Annotated in this window: 18 protein-coding genes; 12 read left to right on the top strand and 6 right to left on the bottom strand. The window is 64.9% G+C overall.

Annotated elements, in window-relative coordinates; all coding sequences use genetic code 11:
* The first annotated feature begins 193 nt into the window (after positions 1-193).
* Entirely contained in the window at positions 194-1,597 is a 1,404-nt protein-coding gene (locus tag BJF92_RS24045) for an NAD(P)/FAD-dependent oxidoreductase (protein WP_078058376.1), read from the top strand.
* Between the two features lie 113 nt (positions 1,598-1,710).
* Here the strand turns inward: BJF92_RS24045 and BJF92_RS24040 are convergent, their stop codons facing one another.
* The 3 genes from BJF92_RS24040 to BJF92_RS24025 form a co-directional block, all read right to left on the bottom strand.
* On the bottom strand, positions 1,711-1,953 hold the full coding sequence (locus BJF92_RS24040) for a DUF6894 family protein (RefSeq protein ID WP_075637303.1): 243 nt from the start codon (positions 1,951-1,953) through the stop codon (positions 1,711-1,713).
* Between the two features lie 145 nt (positions 1,954-2,098).
* Positions 2,099-5,431 carry a hybrid sensor histidine kinase/response regulator gene (locus tag BJF92_RS24035; RefSeq protein ID WP_075637302.1) on the bottom strand — a complete coding sequence of 1,111 codons (3,333 nt, stop codon included), beginning with the start codon at positions 5,429-5,431 and terminating at the stop codon, positions 2,099-2,101.
* A gap of 231 nt (positions 5,432-5,662) precedes the next feature.
* On the bottom strand, positions 5,663-6,460 hold the full coding sequence (locus BJF92_RS24025) for an SDR family oxidoreductase (protein WP_075637392.1): 798 nt from the start codon (positions 6,458-6,460) through the stop codon (positions 5,663-5,665).
* A 503-nt stretch (positions 6,461-6,963) separates the two neighbouring features.
* On the opposite strand from BJF92_RS24025, the gene BJF92_RS24020 reads away from it, so the two are divergent.
* Positions 6,964-7,479 carry a ferritin-like domain-containing protein gene (locus BJF92_RS24020; RefSeq protein ID WP_075637300.1) on the top strand — a complete coding sequence of 172 codons (516 nt, stop codon included), beginning with the start codon at positions 6,964-6,966 and terminating at the stop codon, positions 7,477-7,479.
* Positions 7,480-7,651: 172 nt separating this feature from the next.
* On the opposite strand, the gene BJF92_RS24015 is transcribed toward BJF92_RS24020, so the two are convergent.
* Both BJF92_RS24015 and BJF92_RS24010 read right to left on the bottom strand, forming a co-directional pair.
* A complete protein-coding gene (locus tag BJF92_RS24015) occupies positions 7,652-8,080 on the bottom strand; it encodes an RbsD/FucU family protein (protein WP_075637299.1) in 429 nt (142 codons plus the stop codon).
* Positions 8,080-9,327 (bottom strand): ROK family transcriptional regulator, encoded by a 1,248-nt coding sequence (locus BJF92_RS24010; protein ID WP_075637298.1) that lies wholly within the window; start codon positions 9,325-9,327, stop codon positions 8,080-8,082. Before BJF92_RS24010 ends, BJF92_RS24015 begins: the two co-directional genes overlap by 1 nt.
* 221 nt (positions 9,328-9,548) lie before the next feature.
* On the opposite strand from BJF92_RS24010, the gene BJF92_RS24005 reads away from it, so the two are divergent.
* The 3 genes from BJF92_RS24005 to BJF92_RS23995 all read left to right on the top strand — a co-directional run bounded on the left by BJF92_RS24005 (position 9,549) and on the right by BJF92_RS23995 (position 12,772).
* Complete coding sequence (locus tag BJF92_RS24005) at positions 9,549-10,577, top strand: sugar ABC transporter substrate-binding protein (RefSeq protein WP_075637297.1); 1,029 nt, start codon at positions 9,549-9,551, stop codon at positions 10,575-10,577.
* 345 nt (positions 10,578-10,922) lie between these two features.
* Positions 10,923-11,999 carry an ABC transporter permease gene (locus BJF92_RS24000; RefSeq protein WP_075637296.1) on the top strand — a complete coding sequence of 359 codons (1,077 nt, stop codon included), beginning with the start codon at positions 10,923-10,925 and terminating at the stop codon, positions 11,997-11,999.
* Positions 11,999-12,772, top strand: a complete 774-nt coding sequence (locus tag BJF92_RS23995) for an ATP-binding cassette domain-containing protein (RefSeq protein ID WP_075637295.1) — start codon at positions 11,999-12,001, stop codon at positions 12,770-12,772. Before BJF92_RS24000 ends, BJF92_RS23995 begins: the two co-directional genes overlap by 1 nt.
* 101 nt (positions 12,773-12,873) lie before the next feature.
* On the opposite strand, the gene BJF92_RS23990 is transcribed toward BJF92_RS23995, so the two are convergent.
* A complete protein-coding gene (locus tag BJF92_RS23990; RefSeq protein WP_075637294.1) occupies positions 12,874-13,173 on the bottom strand; it encodes a hypothetical protein in 300 nt (99 codons plus the stop codon).
* A 215-nt stretch (positions 13,174-13,388) separates the two neighbouring features.
* On the opposite strand from BJF92_RS23990, the gene BJF92_RS23985 reads away from it, so the two are divergent.
* The 7 genes from BJF92_RS23985 to BJF92_RS23955 form a co-directional block, all read left to right on the top strand.
* Entirely contained in the window at positions 13,389-13,991 is a 603-nt protein-coding gene (locus BJF92_RS23985; RefSeq protein WP_075637293.1) for a hypothetical protein, read from the top strand.
* 172 nt (positions 13,992-14,163) lie between these two features.
* Positions 14,164-14,676, top strand: a complete 513-nt coding sequence (locus BJF92_RS23980; RefSeq protein WP_075637292.1) for a YciE/YciF ferroxidase family protein — start codon at positions 14,164-14,166, stop codon at positions 14,674-14,676.
* A 307-nt stretch (positions 14,677-14,983) separates the two neighbouring features.
* The gene (locus BJF92_RS23975; protein ID WP_075637291.1) at positions 14,984-15,634 is read left to right on the top strand and encodes a nucleotidyltransferase family protein; all 651 of its coding nucleotides are present in this window, start codon (positions 14,984-14,986) and stop codon (positions 15,632-15,634) included.
* A 168-nt stretch (positions 15,635-15,802) separates the two neighbouring features.
* The gene (tam, locus tag BJF92_RS23970) at positions 15,803-16,567 is read left to right on the top strand and encodes a trans-aconitate 2-methyltransferase (protein WP_075637290.1); all 765 of its coding nucleotides are present in this window, start codon (positions 15,803-15,805) and stop codon (positions 16,565-16,567) included.
* Between the two features lie 104 nt (positions 16,568-16,671).
* Positions 16,672-18,633, top strand: coding sequence for a molecular chaperone HtpG (gene htpG, locus BJF92_RS23965; RefSeq protein ID WP_075637289.1), 1,962 nt, complete (start codon positions 16,672-16,674; stop codon positions 18,631-18,633).
* Positions 18,634-19,138: 505 nt separating this feature from the next.
* Positions 19,139-19,363 (top strand): hypothetical protein, encoded by a 225-nt coding sequence (locus BJF92_RS23960; protein ID WP_075637288.1) that lies wholly within the window; start codon positions 19,139-19,141, stop codon positions 19,361-19,363.
* Between the two features lie 544 nt (positions 19,364-19,907).
* A partial coding sequence (locus BJF92_RS23955; RefSeq protein ID WP_143524190.1) for a polysaccharide biosynthesis/export family protein occupies positions 19,908-20,570 on the top strand: 663 nt, incomplete at its 3' end.

The following is a 20,570-nucleotide window of genomic DNA, read 5'->3' as shown; positions in this document are numbered from 1 at the left end:
GCCTTGCGGAGTCTGGACACGTTCTGTCCGCTTCGTCCGGTTCGAGGAGAGCGGGGCCTGATGGTCCGATCCTGACATTTGATCCCCGAGATCGCTGCAGCTGGGTCTCAAATGGCAAATTCATTCCACCAGAGCACCGGACCGACAATCGCATGCATAACGATGCTCTGGCAGACCGGCAATGGAGAGCGACATGACCGATCAACGCCCGATCGAGGACGAAGCATCTCTGCTGGAACAGCCCCTTCCCGACGGCATCAGCCGGGCCTTGGCCCATACCGGCGCATCGGCATCACGGCGCATCGTCATCGTCGGCGGCGGGTTCGGCGGGCTGGCCTGCGCCCAGGCGCTGGGCAACAGCGATGCCACCGTCACCGTCATCGACCGCCGCAACCACAATCTCTTCCAGCCGCTCCTCTATCAGGTCGCCACGGCGGAGCTGTCGCCGGCCGATATTTCCGAGCCGATCCGGCGCACGCTCGGGCGCTACGAAAACATCCATGTGATGCTGGCGGAGGTGACGGGCATCGACACGGCCCGTCGCCTGGTCAAGACCGGGGATGGGCCGAGCGTGCCCTATGACACGCTCGTTCTGGCCACCGGCTCGGTCTATAATTACTTCGGCCATGACGAATGGCGCGAATTCGCGCCGGGGCTGAAGACCATTCACGAGGCCCGCCAGATCCGCCAGCGCCTGCTGACTGCCTTTGAAAAGGCTGAGGTGGCGACCGATCCGGAGGAGAAGAAGGCACTGCTGACCTGCGTGGTCATCGGCGGCGGCCCGACGGGCGTGGAAATGGCCGGGGCGATCGCCGAGCTGGGGCGCTTCATGATCACCCGTGATTTCCGCGCGCTGGCGCCGGATTATTTGAAGGTCTTGCTGGTCGAGGCCGGCCCGCGCATTCTCGCGCAATTTCCCGAGAACCTCACCGATTATGCCCGCCGCACGCTGGAGAAAATGGGCGTCGAGGTGCGCACGGGCGAGGCGATCGAGGCGATCGGCGCCGACCACGTGGTCATGGCCGGGCGGACAGTGAAGGTCGGCTGCGTGGTCTGGGGCGCGGGCGTCAAGGCCTCGCCGGCGGCGCGCTGGCTGGGCAAGGAGCCGGGCCCCGGTGGCCGTCTGCCGGTGGAGCCCAATCTCGCGGTCAAGGGCATCGAGCATGTCTATGCGTTGGGCGATACCGCCCTGGGTGTGGGCGAAGGCGGAAAGGCGCTGCCGGCGCTGGCGCAGGTGGCCAAGCAGCAGGGCCGCCATCTCGGCCGGGAGCTGCGCCGCATCGGCCGCGGGCCGGGGGCGGTACGCCCCTTCCATTTCAACAATCGCGGCAACACCGCCGTGATCGGCCGAAACGCCGCCATCTTCGATTTCGGTCGCTGGACCCTCAAGGGACGGCTCGCCTGGGTGCTCTGGGCGATTGTCCACGTCTATCTGCTCGTCAACTTTGAGAAGAAGCTGCTCGTCAGCCTGCAATGGTTCTGGCGCTATCTCAGCCGCCAGCGCGGCGCGCGCATTATCGATGAGGAGGCCCAGGGGCTGGTGGTGGAGCGCAGGCCGCAGCCGGCGGGCGGGCAGACGCGGGAACAGGGCGCCTGACGGCCATCGCGCTTGGCGATCAATTATGCGGGCCGGCACCGCGCTTCAACCTGTCGCGCCCGCTTCCCGGCAAAGTCTTCAGGCCGGCACAGTCTTCAGGCGAGGCACAGTCGTCAGGAGAGCCCCTTGGGCACCTCCTCCACCAGGAGCCTCAGCTCGACCAGGGAGCGGTGCTCGGCATCGAGCACTTCCACCGACATCATGTTCAGCGGAGCGCCGGGAAGGCCATCGGCCGCCATTTCGCCGAGTGCCCGGCGTGCCTCGGCCTTCGCTTCGGCAAGGCTGGCAAACTCGTGAGCCGATTCGCTCGCTGCGTCCCCATCCCTGTCGAGAACGCGAAAATAGAACAACGCCATGGCAACTCCTCATGCCCGGCGTCTCCCGTCTGCTCATCGGCGCCGGATCGTTTCCGCGCAAATGGGTCATGCCTCAAAAGGTTCCTCTCAAGGACCAAGAACCCGTGTCGGCTCGCGGCCCCGCTTGCCGACAGAACGGATGCGCTCAGCCGGAAAGCTCCGCCAGAAGCGCCAGCACGCGCTGCGGCGTATAGGGCTTCTGCAGAAAGGCCACGCGACCGCCGTCGATTTTCGGCGCCTGCGCCTCCCCGGTCGCGAAGATGATGGCGATGTCCGGCCAGCGCTCGCGCACCTGGCGGGCCAGTTCACCGCCGGACATGTCCGGCAGGCCGAGATCGGTGAAGAGAATCCCGATCTCTCCACCCTTCGGCCCTTCCAGGAGGTCGAGCGCCTGGCGTGCCGTGGCCGCCTCCAGAACGGCAAGACCCTCCACCTCCAGGATTTCAGCCGTGTCCATGCGGATCAGCGCATCATCCTCCACGACCAGCACCTGCCGGCCTGCCGACCCCGACGGCGGCGCGGAGGGGGCCGTGGATGACGGCGGGGCGGCGGCCTGCGTCTCGGGGGCCTGCGCTTCCGGGGCCTGAGGAGGCACGGCCTCAGGCGCGGAGGGCCGGAGCGTGAAGACGGGCGCGGGCGTTGATTGGCTTGCCTGAAGGCGCTGGTCGAGCACGGCGCGCACCTTGCGCGCCAGCTGCTGGCGGGTATAGGGCTTGGACAGAAGCTGCACGCCGGCATCGAGCCGGCCGCCATGGACGATCGAGTTTTCGGTATAGCCTGAGGTGAACAGCACGGCGAGGCCGGGAATCAGCCGGCGCGCCTGCTCCACCATCTCGGTGCTTTTCAGCGGACCGGGCATGACGACATCGGTGAAGAGCAGGTCGATCGGCAGGCCGCTTTCCACCACGCTCAGCGCGCTTGCGGCATCGGACGACTTCAGCACCCGGTAGCCGAGATCCTGCAGCATTTCCACCACGGTGGTGCGCACGCCCTCGTCATCCTCGGCGATCAGAATGGTCTCGCTGCCGCCGGTCACGCCTGCCTGTTCGGTCGCATCGGTCGCGTCCTCCTCGGCCAGCGCGCGCGGCAGGAACATGCGCACCTGCGTGCCCGAACCAGGCTCGCTATAGATGCGGATATGCCCGCCCGACTGCTTGACGAAGCCATAGACCATGGAAAGGCCAAGCCCGGTGCCCTTGCCCTCGACCTTGGTCGAGAAGAAGGGATCGAAGACGCGGTCGATGATCTCGGGGGCGATGCCAGTGCCGGTGTCGGAGACGGTGATGGCGACATAGTCCCCTGCCTCCACATCCTCGCCCTGAGCGACATGGTTGCCGTTGAGAACCGTGTTCATCACCTCGATGGTCAGCCGGCCATAGTTTTCCATGGCGTCGCGGGCATTGATCGCCAGATTGAGCAGGGCGTTTTCCAGCTGCGTCGGATCGACCAGCGTGTTCCACAGCCCGCCCGAGAGCACCGTCTCCACCGCGATGCCCTCGCCGATGCTGCGGCGGATCATCTCGTCCAGCCCCTGCAGCAGCCGGCCGATATTGACGACCCGGGGATCGAGCGGCTGGCGCCGGCCGAAGGCGAGAAGCTGGGCGGCAAGCTTGGAGCCGCGATTGACCCCCGCCAGCGCATTGCCGATGCGCCGCTCCGCCCGCTCATTGCCAGCCATGTCCTTGGAGAGCAGCTGGAGATTGCCTGAAATCACCTGCAGCAGATTGTTGAAGTCATGGGCGACGCCGCCGGTCAGATTGCCGATCGCCTCCATCTTCTGCGCCCGCTGCAGCGCGGCCTCGGTGCGCCGCAAGTTTTCCGCCGCCTCGACTTCCGCCGTGACGTCGCGTCCCACGGCGTGGATGTAGTTTTCGTCCGGCACGGCGGTCCAGGAGAAGCGGCGATAGCTGCCGTCAGCCGCGCGGTAGCGGTTGAGAAAGGTGAAGACCGTGGCGCCCTCGCTCAGCCGTTCCGTCTCGGCCATGGTCGCGGCGAGATCGTCGGGATGGATGAAATCGAGGAAGGAGCGGCCGACGAGCTCGCTCTCCTGCCAGCCGAGCAGGCGCGTCCAGGCCGGATTGATGGCGACGATGCGGCTGGCGAAATCCGCGACCAGCATCACGTCGGTCGACAGGCGCCAGATGCGGTCGCGGTCGGCTGTGCGCTCGTTGACGCGCTGCTCCAGCGTCTCGGTCAAGGCCCTCAGCTTGGCCTCGCTCTCGCGCAGCTCGCGCTGGGCGCGCCGCCGCTCGGTCACGTCCTGCACGGCGCCGACGAGGCGCAGGATGCGGCCGTTCGCATCGCGCTCGAACTCGCCGCGCCGCGAGATGATCCGCTCCTCGCCCGTATCGGCGCGGCGGATGCGATATTCCACATCCATCGGCGCGCTGCCATCCTTGCGGCTTTCCGGGGTGGAGGCGACGGTTCGATCCTCAGGCACCACGCAGGCCTCGACCGCATGCACGGAGAGGGTTTCGGCCTCGGCAAAGCCGAAGATCCGGCAGAAGGGGCCGGTGACCTGCATCCTGTCTTCCTGCGCGTCGAGGATGAACAGGCCGACCCCGCCCACCTCCTGCGCCCGGCGCAGGCGCCGCTCCGCCTCGTTCAGCCGGGCCTCGGTCAGATATTCCTCCGTCCGGTCGCGCAGCACCTTGACGAAGCCGACGGCTACGCCGGCCTCGTTGCGGATCGGCGACATCTCGCCGCTCGCCCAGAAACGGTCGCCGGACTGGCGCACGAACCAGCGCTCGTTATTGGCCACGCCCTGCTCGAGCGCCTCAGCCATTTCCTGCGCCGGCCATCCTGCTTTCCTGTCTTCGGGCGTGAAGAACAGGCCGGCATCGGCACCCCGCGCCTCCTCCTCGCTCCAGCCGAGAATGCGCCGCGCGCCCTCGTTCCAGCGGGTGATGCGCCCGTCCCGGTCGAGCGCGATGATGGCATAGTCGATCGCCCCGTCGAGGATCTGCTTGGCGTGATGGGCGCTTTCGGCCAGCCGCCGCTCGGCCATGACCTTGGCCGTGGTTTCGATCACGATCGCCATCACGCCGATGGGCGTGCCCTCCTGCGACAGGATCGGCGAGTAGTCCAGATCCATCCAGGCCTGGCCCGGCCGGCCTGCGCGATAGAGCGTCAGCGCCTGATCCTTGAAGGACAGCGTGTTGCCGGCCAGCCCCTCGCGCATCACCCGGTCATTGAAATCGGCCACCTCGGGCCATCCTTCGCGCACTTTGGAGCCCAGGAGCGCCGGATGGCGCGCGCCAGCGAATTCGGAATAGGCGTCATTGTAGATCATCACGCCGTCCTCGTTCCACAGCGTGACGATCGCCACGGGCGAGTGCAGGATTAGGGAAAGCGTGCTCGTGACGGCCTGCGGCCAGGTGCCGATCGGCCCGAGACTGGTCTTCGACCAGTCGAATTGCGCGATAAGCGCGCCGAGCCTGCCGCAGCCGGACAGGAACCCAGGATCAGATGAAGTCAAGGTCGGATTCCGCTGTGAATGTCCGCTGTTCCTACAGGACGTGCATGGGATGGAAAATCATTCGAAGTCGTATCTTGCATGGCGCTGGCATCACTCTAATGAAGAAATTCACGAGAATGCCGAGAATCCGCCACGCCGCGCGCCGGGAGGGATCGGGCCTGGGCAGGAGCGACCTGCATGCGGGCGCGCGGGCCGGAGCGACCATCCCGCAGCTCATTTCGGCCTGACGCGCTACCGCAGCAGGCCCTGCCCGCCATCGATCCAGACCGGCGTGCCGGTCACATGCGCCGCGCGGTCGGAGGAGAGGAAGGCGATGACATCGGCCACGTCCTCGGCGCGCCCCGGCTTGCCGCCGGTGATGGGCACCTCGCCCTCCGGCCACTCCACCGGAATGGCCGTTTCCTCCACGCCGCGCTGAGCGGTGTTGTCGTCGATGCGGGTGGCGATCGCGCCGGGGCAGACCGCGTTGACGCGGATGCGATAGCGCGCCAGCTCCAGCGAAAGCTGCTGCACCATGGCCACCTGTCCCGCCTTGGTCACGCTATAGGCCGTGGCGCCCGGCGTGGTGAAGGTGCGCGTGCCGTTGATGGAGGAGACGACGGTGATCGACCCGCCGCCGGCCTGCTTGAGGTGGGGAACGCTCAGATGGAGGGTAAGATAGGTGCCGCGCAGATTGACGGCGATGGTCTTGTCCCATTCCTCCGGCGTCAGATCGTCGATCGGCGCCCAGACGCCGTTGATGCCGGCATTGGCGACGACGATGTCGAGCTTGCCAAATGCCGAGACAAGCTCCCCGATCGCCGCGCGCATCTGCGCTTCGTCGGAGACGTCGGCGACCAGCGCCACCGCCCGCCCGCCGCGTGCCAGAATGGCGCTGACCGTGTCCTCCAGCTCGTCGCGTGTGCGGCCGAGCACCCCGACGCGCACGCCTTCGGCCGACAGGGCAATGGCCGCTGCGCGACCGATGCCCGAACCGGCCCCTGTGACCAGCGCGACGGCAGGGGATGCGGCGGAAGGGGACTGGTTCATGAGCATGCTCCGAAAATCGATCCGCCGGACGGCAGGGTGACGAGGCCCGACGCAGCGCCCCTGACCGCAACGGAGGCGATCAAAACGCGTGGCAGGACGAGACGCCAAACAGGGCTCGAGGGTAAAAGTTCCCGCTCAAAATTCCTCCATCAAAATTTCCCCGTCTGAATTCTCCCTTCAAGAAAACACGGCGAATCGTCACCGCAAAAGCGTGCGCGCCGTTGATGCGAAAGAACGTGCAACTTTGCGGCGGAAGGCTTGTTCGGGAACCGGTGCGTCAGGCACCCCGGCCCGTTTTTCCTGGCCAAACCAGAAATCAGAGCGGGATTCCGGGCGGAGACCCAAGAGACTCTTCGCCCTGCCGTTCTGTCGCCATGGCCGTTCGCAAAGCGGATCGGCCAGATTGAGGCTGTCGATATGTCCGACAGTCTCGCCATTTTTTCGCATAGCGTCATCCGAAACGGCCCCCGCCTTTTCGGCCAGATGCCTCAAGAGGAGCTTGCATGTCCACGACCGATACCCGGCGCGACCTGTTCATCACCGGCCTGCGCAATGCGCACGCCATGGAAAACCAGGCTCTGTCCATCATCAAACCGCAGCTGAAGCGCATCGAGAACTATCCCGAGGTGGCCCGGCGGCTGGAAGAGCATCAGCAGGAAACGGAGGGCCAGATCGACCGGCTCGAAGGTGTGCTCAGCGAGCTCGGCGAGGATCACTCCACACTCAAGGACATGGCGCTTTCGCTGTCGGGCAGCATGGCGGCGCTCGGTCACAGCATGGCCGGCGACGAGATCCTGAAGAACTCCTTCGCCAATTACGCTTTCGAGAATTTCGAGATCGCCGCCTATAAATCACTGATCACGCTGGCCGAGCTCGGCGGCTATACGGCCGCGCTCGGTGTGCTCCAGGCCAATCTGAAGGAAGAAGAGGCCATGGCGGCCTGGCTGGCGGACAATCTGCACGGGGTCACCACCCGCTATGCAACGCTGTCAGAAGCCGGGCAGACCGCCAAGGTCTGATCCGGTTTCGGGGCCGATGCTCTTGCTTCCCGTAGCCCGAAGGCGGCTGCAGGCCAATGGCAAACGAGGCTGGACGGCCCAGATAGGCAGAAAGGCCGGCAGGACGGGGTTCTTACCCCAAGTCCTGCCGGCATTTTTCTGATGAGCACGTCTGTGCGCTCAAGGGACTCGATCAGGGATAGATGACGCCCTTGCGCAGGATCATGTTGGCGTAAAGCCGGGGTTCGCCCGTCTGGACGATGGTATGGGCGGCCTTGACGCGGCCGTAGAAGGCCTCGCCGATCAGCGGCACGACGGGCTGGTTCGGCTCGTGTCGGGCGCAGCAGGCGATCATCTCTTCGTGCACAGGGTCCAGGAGGTCGCGATCCTGCTTGACGGTGGAGCGGAAGATCGCTTCGGGCACGAAGTCGTCGATCGGCATGACGCTGAGAATGGCGTCGATGACCGGCACCAGCGCATGGCCGTCGAGACGGATCAGCCGCCGGGCATGTTCCAGCCCCGGATAATTGCCGTCGACCACGGCGATTTCGTCGCCATGGCCCATGGCGCGCAGCGTGGCGAGCAGCTCGGGGCTCAGAAGCGGGTTAAGACCTTTCAGCATCAGATAGGATCCTTGAACAAGACATTGGTATCGATGAGATAGCGCGAGAAGATCGGCAGGCTGGCGCCGCCGATCGCGCGGGCATGAGGGCCGACCGCGCCTTCGACGATTTCGGGCAGAAGCACGCCCTGAAGGTCGAGACGCACGGTTTCCTGAATGGTGGCTTCGACCAGGCGCTTGCGCACCCAGGCCGGAAAGCCGCCATCGATGACGGCGGCGCTGAAATCGATGACGGACGCCGCCGCGACCACGGCCTGGGCCAGCGCCTTGCCGGCCTCGTTGATCCAGGCCGTCATCGGCGCGCCAAAGTCGATCCAGTCATCGGCCGAGTACCAGAGCGGCTCCGGGTCGATGCCCTCCGCGCGCAGCATCTTTTCCAGGACGAAGATCGAGGCGACTTCGAGAAGCTGGCGGTTCTCGCCCTTCGGCCCGCGCACGGGCAAGGGGCCGAGCGCGCCGGCCGTACCGGTTCGGCCGGAAAAAACCGCGGAATTGATGACGACGCCGCCGCCGAGGAAGGAGCCGATGAAGAAATAGACGAAATCGGGATAAGCGGGGCCGACGCCGAAGACCAGCTCGGCGCCGCAGGCCGCCGTCGCGTCGTTCTGCAGATAGACCGGATGGTCGAGCCGCTGGCTGATCATGAGCTGCAGGTCGACATGGCGCCAGCACTCCATGGCGCCATCGGGCGCGCCGACCTCATGGGCCCAGTTCCACAATTCAAACGGCGCGGCGATGCCGACGCCGGCGATGCTGCGGCGCTGGCGATCGTCCAGCCCCGTTTCCATCGCCTCGATCGCCGACTGGACGAAATCCGCAATCACCTCCGGCTGGGGATAGGCATAGGTCTGGCGCAGCTTCTGGCGGATCGTGCCGACGAAATCCATGAGGACGAGATCGGCGCTGCGCCGGCCGATCTTGACGCCGAAGGAGAGCACGGCATCGGGATTGAGCCGCATGGGAATGGACGGCTGGCCCACGCGTCCGCGCACGGCCGGACCGCGCAGCAGAAGGCCTTCGCCTTCCAGCGCGCGCATGATCACGGACACGGTCTGCGCCGAAAGACCAGTGCGCCGGGCGATCTCCGCCTTGGACAGCTCGCCATGCAGCCGCACCAGCGACAGCACGAGCCGCTCGTTATAAGCGCGCACGCGGATCTGGTTGGCGCCGCCCGCCGGGTCGAACACTGCTGAACTGCCGCCTTGTCTTCCGGTGGCGGCGACCGGATCGTCGATCTGGGACGACATGGTCGGCTCCTCCCACTCAGCCACGTCAGGCCAAACCAATATCCCCCATCGATAAATAATTCAACTCGATTTATTTATTGACAAGCGCAGCGGTTCTGCTGTTAATCGGAACTGTAAGGCATCGGCTTCGGGGAGGTTGCTCGATCCAAAGAGGAGACTTCGAGCTCGAAACCGTGCCCTTTCCATCCGCTCTATCGCACCTTGTCTCTGGGAGGAGATCCATGAAGAATTTTGCGCTGTACACCGCCATGAGCGCACTTGCTCTGTCGGCCGCTGCTTTCGCAACGCCGGCCGCTGCCGCGCAGCCGACGGCCTGCCTGATCACCAAGACGGACACCAACCCCTTCTTCGTCAAGATGAAGGAAGGCGCGACCGCGAAGGCCAAGGAACTCGGCGTGACGCTGAAGTCCTATGCCGGCAAGATCGACGGCGACAGCGAAAGCCAGGTCGCGGCAATCGAGACCTGCATCGCCGACGGCGCGAAGGGCATCCTGATCACCGCTTCGGACACCAAGGGCATCGTTCCCACCATCGAGAAGGCCCGCAAGGCCGGCCTGCTCGTGATTGCGCTCGACACCCCGCTCGATCCGATCAACGCCGCTGACATGACCTTCGCCACCGACAACCTGCTCGCCGGCAAGCTGATCGGCCAGTGGGCCAAGGAAACCATGGGTGCCGGCGCCAAGGATGCCCGCGTGGCCTTCCTCGACCTGACGCCCGCCCAGCCCTCCGTCGACGTTCTGCGCGACCAGGGCTTCATGATCGGCTTCGGCATCGACCCCAAGGATCCGAAGAAGATCGGCGACGAGACCGATCCGCGCATCGTCGGCCACGACATCACCAACGGCAACGAGGAAGGTGGCCGTCAGGCCATGGAAAACCTTCTCCAGAAGGATCCGACCATCAACGTCGTCCACACGATCAACGAGCCGGCCGCTGCCGGTGCCTATGAGGCGCTCAAGGCCGTTGGCCGCGAGAAGGACGTGCTGATCGTCTCCGTCGACGGCGGCTGCCCCGGCGTGAAGAACGTCAAGGCCGGCGCCATCGGCGCGACCTCGCAGCAGTACCCGCTGCAGATGGCCGCGCTCGGCGTGGAAGCGATCAAGAAGTTCGCCGAAACCGGCGAAAAGCCGAAGGCAACCGACGGCAAGGACTTCTTCGACACGGGCGTGACGCTCGTTACCGACAAGCCGGCTGCCGGCGTGAAGTCGATCGACACCAAGGAAGGCCTCGCCAAGTGCTGGGGCTGATCGGCGGCAGCGCCTGAGGGCGCTTCTGCTTGCGAATTTTGCGGATCCCGGGTCTTCAGATCAGACCCGGGCTCCGGCTCTGGCTTGGCTGTGACGCAGGCGTGACCAGCGAACCCTTCGCTCTCTCCTGCGCCAGACGCAAGGCGGATCGTCCCTCGCATGGCCGCGAGGTTGCGGGTCGATCTCGTCCATCAGGAGCTGATGCCCGAACCTGCCCGAACCTCGATGCGAACGCTGCCGGCCTTTTCGCCGGAGCAAGCGTGAGGCTCGGATGAACACCGGAGCAGACGCGGCAGATCGCGCGACCGGATCGAATTTCTTGAAAACCAAAAGCGGAGGATGACGATGAGCGAGCCGACGGCCGCCGTGCCGCATCACGATTATGAAAAGGTCATTAAGGACAGCTCGAAAGAGGTCGCCTCCTTCGAAGTCAAGCGGACCCCGATCCAGAAACTTCAGCATTTCCTGCACACCAGCCCTTCGGCGGTTTCGCTGATCGTGCTCGTCGTCTCGGTCACCGTGTTCGGCGCGCTGCTCGGCTCGAAGTTCTTTTCGGCCTTCTCGCTGTCCCTGATCCTGCAGCAGGTCGCCATCACCGGCATCGTCGGCGCGGCGCAATCGCTGGTGATCATGACCGCCGGCATCGACCTGTCGGTCGGCGCCATCATGGTGCTCTCCTCGGTCATCATGGGCCAGTTCACCTTCCGCTACGGCTTCCCGCCTGAGATCGCCATCCTCTGCGGCTTCATCGTCGGCGCCTTCTGCGGCTTCATCAACGGCATTCTCGTCTCGCGCATGAAGCTGCCGCCCTTCATCGTCACGCTCGGCATGTGGCAGATCGTACTGGCCTCGAACTTCCTCTATTCGGCGAACGAGACCATTCCCTCGCAGCAGCTCCAGGCCGAAGCGCCGATCCTGCAGTTTTTCGGCAATAATATCCGCCTGGGCGGCGCGGTCTTCACCTATGGCGTCGTCGCCATGGTGCTGCTCGTCGCAGCGCTGTGGTACGTGATGAACCACACCGCCTGGGGCCGCCATCTCTATGCCGTCGGAGACGATCCGGATGCAGCGGAACTGGCCGGCGTCAATGTCGCGCGCATGCTCACCTCGGTCTATGCGCTGTCCGGCCTCATCTGCGCGCTGGCTGGCTGGGCGCTGATCGGCCGCATCGGTTCGGTTTCTCCGACCGCCGGCCAGTTCGCCAACATCGAGTCGATCACCGCCGTGGTGATCGGCGGCATCTCGCTCTTCGGCGGCCGCGGCTCAGTGCTCGGCATGCTGTTCGGCGCGCTCATCGTCGGCGTCTTCGCGCTCGGCCTGCGCCTGCTCGGCACCGATGTGCAGTGGACCTATCTTCTCATCGGCGTCCTGATCATCGTCGCGGTCGCCGTGGATCAGTGGATCAGAAAGGCAGCTCGCTGATGGCACAGGAACCCATTCTTACCGCGCGTGGCCTCGTCAAGCGCTATGGCCGCGTCACCGCCCTCAACAATGCCGATTTCGACCTGATGCCGGGCGAGATCCTGGCGGTCATCGGCGACAACGGCGCCGGCAAGTCCTCGCTGATCAAGGCGCTCTCCGGCGCCATCCGGCCGGACGAAGGCGAGATCCGCATGAACGGCAAGCCGGTCAGCTTCTCCTCGCCGATGGATGCGCGCCAGAACGGCATCGAGACCGTCTACCAGACGCTCGCCCTGTCGCCGGCGCTCTCGATCGCCGACAACATGTTCCTCGGCCGCGAGATCCGCGCCGGCGGCTTCATGGGCAAGGTGCTGCGCAAGCTCGACCACAAGGCGATGGAACGCATTGCCCGCGAAAAGCTCTCCGAGCTCGGCCTGATGACCATTCAGAACATCAACCAGGCAGTGGAAACGCTGTCTGGCGGCCAGCGCCAGGGCGTGGCCGTGGCCCGCGCGGCGGCTTTCGGCTCGAAGGTCATCATTCTCGACGAGCCGACGGCTGCACTCGGCGTCAAGGAATCGCGCAAGGTTCTGGAGCTGATCCAGAGCGTGCGCGCCCGGGGCATCCCGATCGTCCTGATCTCGCACAACATGCCGCATGTGTTCGAGGTCGCCGACCGGATCCACATCCATCGCCTGGGCCGTCGCCTGGCGGTGATCAAGCCGAAGGACTACAGCATGTCCGACGCCGTGGCCCTGATGACCGGCGCCAAGACGCTGGATCAGGCCGCCTGAGGCTTTTCGCCATCGAGCTCACATGACAACGCTGCGCTTGCTCAAGGCAAGCGCGGCGTTCTGCGTTCAGATATCCTGCGGCCGACGGTGTCTGACTGGCGTCAACCGGCGCCGGGATCGGTATCGGGGCTGTCTTCGGCCAGCGTTCCCGCGCCGGGCGTGCGGCTCTTGTCCGTCAGATCGGGGCGGGCATGCGGACCGGCGGGATGGGGTGTGTCGTTCGCTTTGCCGCCACTATCCTTTTCCAAGCTCTTCTTATCCGAGGCGCCCTTCTCCGTCTGATCGTCGCTCTCGCCCTGCGAGCGCGCAAGCTCGTGGTCGATAATGTCGCGCGCGCCTTCCGCAGGGTCCTGACCGCGCAGATCCGCGTCGGCGCCCTCTATCTGTCTCGACTTGTCCATGCGGAGATCCTTCCATCGTCGGTTTGAGGCTGTGGAATGCTAACCCCTGCCCCGATGTTAGGTTCCGTCATGCGACCTTGGCAGCGCCGCCCTGCCGCACGATCGCGATCGTGCCTGCCGTCTCCACCGGCAGAGGGAACATCTTAGGGTCCCGCTCATTTGGGATGGGAAAGCAAACGCACCCCATTCCTGCGAGATCATGAAGGAGACCCCCCATGACGGAGATCGGTCAGCCCGTACCCAAAGGCGTGGTGCCCATGGACGGCACCCCGTTTGTCGATGATGCCCTTGAGGCCATCGATCGCCGCGACGACGCAGCACGCGAGACCATCGAGAACCTCTCGCGAACCTCGCGACAGGATGCCAAAGCCGACATACCCGCTTCCGGCAATGATATCGGCAAGGACGAGTCGAAGGATGAGGCTGACCAGGCGACAAGCAGGGCCCCCTTTGACGCTGGCACACGCTCGAAAGCGCTCACCGTGATCGAAGGCGAAGGCCGCTCGTGTCACGAGGCCGATCTGGCCGCCATGCGCCAGGAGCTTGCCAATATCACCGCCACGCTGGGACGCCTGTCGAAGGCCGCCGCCAGCCGCGCCGGCGAAAAGGTTGGAGAAGCCGGACAGATCGTGCGGGAAAAGGCGATGGAGCGCCCCTATGCCACGGCTGCGCTGGCAGGACTGGCGAGCCTTGCGGTCTATCTGATCGCCCGCCCGCCCCGCCAGATGGGTGCACAGCTGCACGACGCCTCCCAGGATCTTTTTCATCGTCTTTCTGAGATGGACCCACGCAACTCTCGGCGCCGTTCCTGGTTCTGACCCGCGCGGCCGGTCGTGACACAGGGCGGCAGCCAGGCGGACAACGCAGCTGCCAATCTGTGCCGGCCCCCGCCTCACGCCTTAACCGCCCAAGCATCACCCTCTAGCGCAGACCAAAGGGACAAGCGGAGAACCCGAATTCCCTGACAAACAAATTCCAAGGAGAACGAGAATGGCTACCGAAAAGACCCTGAACGACCTCTTCATCGACACGCTCAAGGACATCTACTTCGCCGAGCGCCAGATCGCTCGTGCCCTGCCGAAGATGGCGCGCGCCGCCCAGTCCGAAGAGTTGAAGGCCGCCTTCCAGAAGCACAAGGAAGAAACCGAAGGCCAGATCGAACGGCTGCAGCAGGTCTTCGAACTGGTCGGCAAGCCGGCCCGCGGCAAGACCTGCGAAGCCATCCAGGGCATCATCGCCGAGGGCGAGGAAATCATCGAGGACTACAAGGGTACGGCCGCCATCGATGCCGGCCTGATCTCCTCTGCCCAGGCTGTCGAGCACTATGAAATCGCGCGCTATGGCACGCTGAAGGCGTGGGCGCAGAAGCTCGGCATGAACGAAGCCGTCGAACTGCTCGACGCCACCCTTCAGGAAGAATCCGCCACGGACGAGGCCCTGACCCAGCTGGCCGAAGGCTCGGCCAATGACAAGGGCCAGAAGAAGGGCCAGAAGGCCGCCTGACATTAAAGGGCCTCGGACCGAAAAGCGGAAACCGCTTTTCGCAAAGACCCGATGATGAGAAGCCGGTGGTGCCTAAAGGCGCCGCCGGCTTTTTCGCGTGGAGGCATCCCTTTTTCGGGCAGGAAATGGCGGAGAGGTCTGCCCTCTCTCGCAGGGGTCAACGCCTCCGATCGCGGGATTGCAAAAGCGGAGTGCTCCGCGCGACGCCGCGCCGGTCCTGCCCTATATCCTGGCAGAACCGTACACGCCCTTCCCCATGCCAAGCGGAGAGACGATCCTGGAGCGAGACCCCCATTCGGCAAATGAAATGTCTCTGAACAGGACAAGGCCCTCCTCTGTCGCGCTGCTCCTCCTTGCGGCCGGGGCCAGCCGGCGCATGGGCGGGCCGAACAAGCTGCTGGCCCGGTTCGGCGGCGTGCCGCTGGTGCGGCGGATGGCGGCGATCGCCCTTGCCAGCCGCGCCCGGGAGGTGACCGTGGTCACGGGCGACCGTGCGCAGGCCATCGAAGCCGCACTTGCCGGCCTGTCCCTTCGCCTTCTCCACAATCCGGATCATGCCCAAGGCATGGGAAGCTCTCTGGCGCTCGGCGTGCGGCACCTCAGCACACTGACGACAGCCGGCAGCATGCGGATGGACGCGCCGAAAGGCATTCTGGTGATGCTGGCGGACATGCCGGGCCTGACCCATGATGATCTCGACCTGTTGATTACACGATTCGAGCAGGCCGGGACTCAGGCGATCGTGCGCGCGACCAGCGAAGGACGGCCGGGCAATCCGGTGATCCTGCCGCGCAGCCTGTTTCCGGCGCTCGCGGCGCTGACGGGCGACGAAGGCGCGCGCCGCATCATCGCGGCCACGGACATCCCCGTGCTTGCGGTCGAACTTGGCCCTGCGGCCCATCTCGATGTCGATACGCCGCAAGCGCTTGTGGCAGCCGGCGGCGTGCCGGACGGCTGACGAAGCCCGGCGACGGCGCGCGCGAATCGGCCTATGGCTTGCCTTGAGCCTGCGAGCGAGACGCGGGGACCGCCTTTCGGTCGCCCCTTTTCGCTCCGATGCTTGAGCGCCCCCGGCGGCCCGCGCACTCGGCCGGGCCCCGGCCGCGCACCACAAGGAGGACGTTCCATGGCCTGGTCTGCCGCCCAATATCTCCGCTTCGAGGATGAACGCACGCGGCCGGCGCGCGATCTTCTGGCGCAGGTGCCGCTCGAAACCGCCCGCCATATCGTCGATCTCGGCTGCGGCCCCGGCAATTCCACGGAGCTTCTGGTGGAGCGCTTCGGCCTTGCCGCGGTGAGCGGACTGGATGGCGACGCGGACATGCTGGCCGCGGCCCGCCGGCGGCTGCCCGAGACCCCTTTCGTCCAGGCCGATCTTGCCCAATGGGCGCCGGCACCCGAAACCGATCTGCTCTATGCCAATGCGGTGTTCCAGTGGCTGCCCGGCCATCTCGACATTCTCGCCCGGCTGCTCGAAGCCCTGCCCTCGGGCGGCGTGCTCGCTGTGCAGATGCCCGACAATCTCGACGAGCCCTCGCACCGGATGATGGAGGAAGCGGCCAAGGCCGGTCCATGGGCGGAGAGATGTAGGGGCCTGCAGCGCCCGCCGCTTCCCGCCGCCGAGACCTATTACGACCGTCTGTCGCCGCTCACGCGCCGCCTCGATCTCTGGCACACGATCTACCAGCACCCCATGACCGATGCCGCGGCAATCGTCGAATGGGTGAAGGGCACGGGGCTGCGCCCCTATCTCCAGGCAGCCGGGGAACACCACAGCCAGGCATTTCTCAAGGATTACGCGGCACGGATCGATGCCGCCTATCCCCTGCGCAGCGATGGCCGGCGGCTCCTGCGCTTTCCGCGCTTCTTCCTGGTCGCGACCCGTGCTTGAACACGCGGCCTCTCTCTTGATTTTCGCCTTCGCCCTTGCCACCTGACGGACGCAATTTGCGACATGCACAGACCAACATGCAAGGACAAGGAGAGATTTCAGCGATGACCACAGCGACCGCAGAAACGTCGACGGCGGACATGTCGGGCGAACATCACAGCTTTGAAGCCGATGTCTCCCGCCTGCTGCATATGATGGTCCATTCGGTTTATTCCGATAAGGACGTCTTCCTGCGCGAACTGATCTCCAATGCCGCCGATGCCTGCGAAAAGCTGCGTTACGAGGCGATCACCACGCCGGGCCTCAACGCCGGGGACGGTGAAAGCCGCATCCGGCTGACGCTGGACGAAGAGGGCCGCCGGCTGACGCTCGAAGACAATGGCATCGGCATGAGCCGCGCCGAGCTGATCGATGCACTGGGCACCATCGCCCGCTCCGGCACGCGCGCCTTCATGGAGCGGCTGCAGAGCGGCAAGCCCGCGCGCGCGGCCGAGGAGCGCGAGAGCGAGGGCGGCAAGAGCGAGGGCGACACCGCCCAGCTGATCGGCCAGTTCGGTGTCGGCTTCTATTCCTGCTTCATGGTGGCCGACCGGGTGGACGTGATCTCGCGGCGCGCCGGCACGGACGAGGCCTGGATCTGGTCCTCCGACGGCAAGGGCAGCTTCGACATCCGCCCGGCAGAGCTTTCGGACGCGCCCGCGCGCGGCACGCGCATTACCCTGCAGCTGATGGAAGAGGCCAAGACCTATGCCAGCCGCTGGACGGTGGAGCGCATCATCAAGGCCCAGTCCGGCCATGTGCCGGTGCCGATCGAGTTGGTCGAGAAGCCCGGCGAGGAGCCGAAACGGCTGACGGACGGCACGGCGCTGTGGACAAGGAGCCGCAGCGAGATTTCGCAGGACGATTATAACGACTTCTATCGCGGCTTGTCCGGCCAGTACGACACGCCGGCGCTGACGCTGCATTACCGCGCTGAAGGCCGGGTGGAATATACCGCGCTCGCCTTCGTACCGACCGTCGCGCCCTTCGATCTCTTCGATCCCGACCGCAAGGGCCGGATGAAGCTCTATGTGAAGCGCGTCTTCATCACCGACGATGCCGACATCCTGCCGCGCTATCTGCGCTTCGTACGCGGCCTGGTCGACACCGCCGACCTGCCGCTCAACCTCTCGCGCGAGATGATCCAGGAAAGCCCGGTGCTGCAGGTCATCAAGAAGGGCGTGACCAACCGCGTGCTCCAGGCGCTGGAAAAGCAGCTCGCCAATGCCCGCAGCGATTACGAAACCCTGTGGTCCACCTTTGGCGGGGTGATCAAGGAAGGCATTTACGAGGATTTCGAGCGGCGTGAGCAGCTGCTGGCGCTTTCCCTGTTCAAGACCACCGCCTCCGGCGAGGGCCTGCGCACGCTGGAGGATTACGTCAAGGACGCCAAGGAAGGGCAGGACGCGATCTACTACATCAGCGGCGCCCAGCTCGACCAGATCAAGGCCTCGCCGCAGCTCGAGGGCTTCCGGGCGCGCGGCATCGAGGTGCTGCTGCTCACCGATTCCGTCGACAGCTTCTGGGCGATGAACGCGCCGAGCTTCAAGGAGAAAAGCTTCCGCTCGATCACACAAGGGGCGGCTGATCTCAAGCGCTTCCCGCTGCCCGACAGCGCGGAAGGCGCCGACAAGGATGTTGACAAGACCGCCGCCGCCGACGGCTTCATCGGCTTGGCGAAGACAATCCTGGCGCAGGAGGTGAGCGACGTCAGGGCATCCGACCGGCTGACCGAAAGCGCGGTCTGCCTCGTGGCGCCGGAGGATGGCTATGACCGCCAGCTGGAGAAGATCCTGCAGGGCGCGGGCCGGCTGCAGGAAACGGCCAAACCGATCCTCGAAGTCAATCCCGCCCATCCCTTGATCGCGACGCTCGCCGCGATCGGCGAGGACAGGGCGGCGCTGCGCGAGGATGCGGCCCGGCTGCTGCTCGACCAGGCTCGCGTGCTCGATGGCGACAAGCCGGCCGACCCCCGCGCCTTCGCCGAGCGCCTTTCCCGCCTGCTGGAGCGCGCCTTGAAGGCTTGATTCGACAGCCGGCGCTTCGGCGCCGGAGCAGAGCGGTTGCGACCGGATCGGCCGCAACCGCGGGCGCCTACGCTTGGGGCAAGCTGCCGACAACCGGTTCCAGGGGCAACCTCTTTTCGGTTCGATGCTCCAGGCCTGATTGGTGATCGCGGTCAGACCCGGCCTTGTCCTAACGAGACAATCGGGTTCTTCAAGCAGCCGGTGCCGACCTGATCACCGACAAACCATCTCAGGCGATCGCTCTCGTCGATACGATCATTTACTGCATCATCAGGCGGCAAGGCGTTCAAAAGTCACGCCAATCGGGCCCCGCCCAACGGACTGCAACTAAGATGCGCAACGACCGCGTGCAGTGTGTTAAGGAAATATTTACCATATTACGACAATTTTAAGGAAAGTCTCATCATTCCGCATCGAAGACAAGCATGTCCCCATGGCCGCGAACCTCTTCGTAAGCGGCAACCGATAGAAGGTCTCAAGGAGAAACTTTCACACAGCTCGGCACATGACCCTTCGATGTCGCTCTCTTTTTCTGGCCAGTGTTTTATCGACTGTCTTGTGGTCGGTGATGATTATCGCCGGGGCGCAGGCCTATCAGGAACTAAAACGCGACCGTAGCAGCATCGCTATCGACAGCAGCGGCGCGCGCGCAGGCGCGTTCATCGTGCGGCAGGTCGGCAATCCCCTTTCGGCAGGATCCGATGGAACGCCGGAGATCGGGAGCATCTGATCTGGTTTTGTATCCCGGCTGATGCTGTGGAGCGTCAGACTGAAAATCCACGCCACCCGAGGATATCAACGATATCGCGCAAAACTGGCTGCCGGTTTCGCGATAACGGCTTGCGGCAAAACAAAAACTGAAAGCGCGGGAAGCGAATGTGAAAGATCGCGACGCGCTTTAGGACATTATCCGACCGGCGTGAAACGAAGATCGCTACGATTATGCTTCAAATCTTATGCTTCAAGTAAACGGCCTTGAGACGCGCCGACCTGATTCCATCGGAGCGGACAAAACGCACAGCATCGGACAAAAACGTGGGAACCGGTTTTTTCGGAGAAATTCGATGCAAAAAGAAAATCATGGAGCATCAGACTGCGTCTGATTTTCACTCAGATGCTCTAGGAGAAGTCCGCAGAGCGATGCTGTTGCATCGGCCGAGGGCGTCGATACCGCCGGAAGCGACGGGAAGGCGGCCCCATGGGTTGCTATCAGCAAGATTGGACATGAGGCAGTTCAAGGCAATACGGGACCTCTGATGGAAGGTGATACACTCATGCGAAAGGCGCTTCTTCTGGCGGCGGTCTCCGCTCTGACCCTGTCCGGCTGCACGTCGACGCCGACGGCCGGCCCCTCCTTTGGCCGGGTCGAGGCGCAGGCATCGGTCAAGGTCAGCTCGCCGAACAAGGACCGTCGCGCCGGCGTCGATTACGCGCTTGTCGACATCAACAAGACCGTCCTGGCTCTTCTGCAGTCGATCACCACGGCCGACAGCTTCCGCGGCTTCGGCGCCGGCCGCGGCCCCGCCCCCAATCTCCCGCTCGGCCCCGGCGACGTCATCCAGGTTTCCATTTTCGAAAGCCAGTCCGGCGGCCTGTTCGTGCCCGCCGATGCCGGCTCCAGGCCGGGCAATTACGTGACCATGCCCAACCAGACCGTGGGCAAGGACGGCACCATCACCATCCCCTATGCCGGACGCATCCCGGTCGCCGGCCGCAGCGTCGAGGCCGTGCAGAGCGACATCCAGAAACGCCTGCAGAACCGCGCGATCGAGCCGCAGGTGGTCATTTCCAAGATCTCCACCAAGTCGGCCCAGGTCGCCGTGCTGGGCGATGTCAACGATCCCGCCAAGATCGAACTCAACGAGGGCGGCGACCGTATCCTCGACCTGCTCTCCCAGGCCGGCGGCCTGTCGACGCCGGGGATCGAGACCTATGTC

Origin of the sequence: Xaviernesmea rhizosphaerae (genome assembly GCF_001938945.1) — a bacterium.
Taxonomy (GTDB): domain Bacteria; phylum Pseudomonadota; class Alphaproteobacteria; order Rhizobiales; family Rhizobiaceae; genus Xaviernesmea; species Xaviernesmea rhizosphaerae.
Note: the sequence above shows the minus strand (reverse complement) of the source record. Positions and strands in the feature narration are given on the sequence as shown.

Coding starts and splice junctions, on each gene's coding strand:
- htpG (WP_075637289.1), top strand. CDS start 16,672: ATGACCACAGCGACCGCAGAAACGTCGACGGCGGACATGTCGGGCGAA.
- BJF92_RS24010 (WP_075637298.1), bottom strand. CDS start 9,327: ATGTCGTCCCAGATCGACGATCCGGTCGCCGCCACCGGAAGACAAGGC.
- BJF92_RS24020 (WP_075637300.1), top strand. CDS start 6,964: ATGTCCACGACCGATACCCGGCGCGACCTGTTCATCACCGGCCTGCGC.
- BJF92_RS24045 (WP_078058376.1), top strand. CDS start 194: ATGACCGATCAACGCCCGATCGAGGACGAAGCATCTCTGCTGGAACAG.
- BJF92_RS24040 (WP_075637303.1), bottom strand. CDS start 1,953: ATGGCGTTGTTCTATTTTCGCGTTCTCGACAGGGATGGGGACGCAGCG.
- BJF92_RS24005 (WP_075637297.1), top strand. CDS start 9,549: ATGAAGAATTTTGCGCTGTACACCGCCATGAGCGCACTTGCTCTGTCG.
- BJF92_RS23995 (WP_075637295.1), top strand. CDS start 11,999: ATGGCACAGGAACCCATTCTTACCGCGCGTGGCCTCGTCAAGCGCTAT.
- tam (WP_075637290.1), top strand. CDS start 15,803: ATGGCCTGGTCTGCCGCCCAATATCTCCGCTTCGAGGATGAACGCACG.
- BJF92_RS23960 (WP_075637288.1), top strand. CDS start 19,139: ATGACCCTTCGATGTCGCTCTCTTTTTCTGGCCAGTGTTTTATCGACT.
- BJF92_RS23985 (WP_075637293.1), top strand. CDS start 13,389: ATGACGGAGATCGGTCAGCCCGTACCCAAAGGCGTGGTGCCCATGGAC.
- BJF92_RS23990 (WP_075637294.1), bottom strand. CDS start 13,173: ATGGACAAGTCGAGACAGATAGAGGGCGCCGACGCGGATCTGCGCGGT.
- BJF92_RS23980 (WP_075637292.1), top strand. CDS start 14,164: ATGGCTACCGAAAAGACCCTGAACGACCTCTTCATCGACACGCTCAAG.
- BJF92_RS24025 (WP_075637392.1), bottom strand. CDS start 6,460: ATGAACCAGTCCCCTTCCGCCGCATCCCCTGCCGTCGCGCTGGTCACA.
- BJF92_RS24015 (WP_075637299.1), bottom strand. CDS start 8,080: ATGCTGAAAGGTCTTAACCCGCTTCTGAGCCCCGAGCTGCTCGCCACG.
- BJF92_RS23975 (WP_075637291.1), top strand. CDS start 14,984: ATGTCTCTGAACAGGACAAGGCCCTCCTCTGTCGCGCTGCTCCTCCTT.
- BJF92_RS24000 (WP_075637296.1), top strand. CDS start 10,923: ATGAGCGAGCCGACGGCCGCCGTGCCGCATCACGATTATGAAAAGGTC.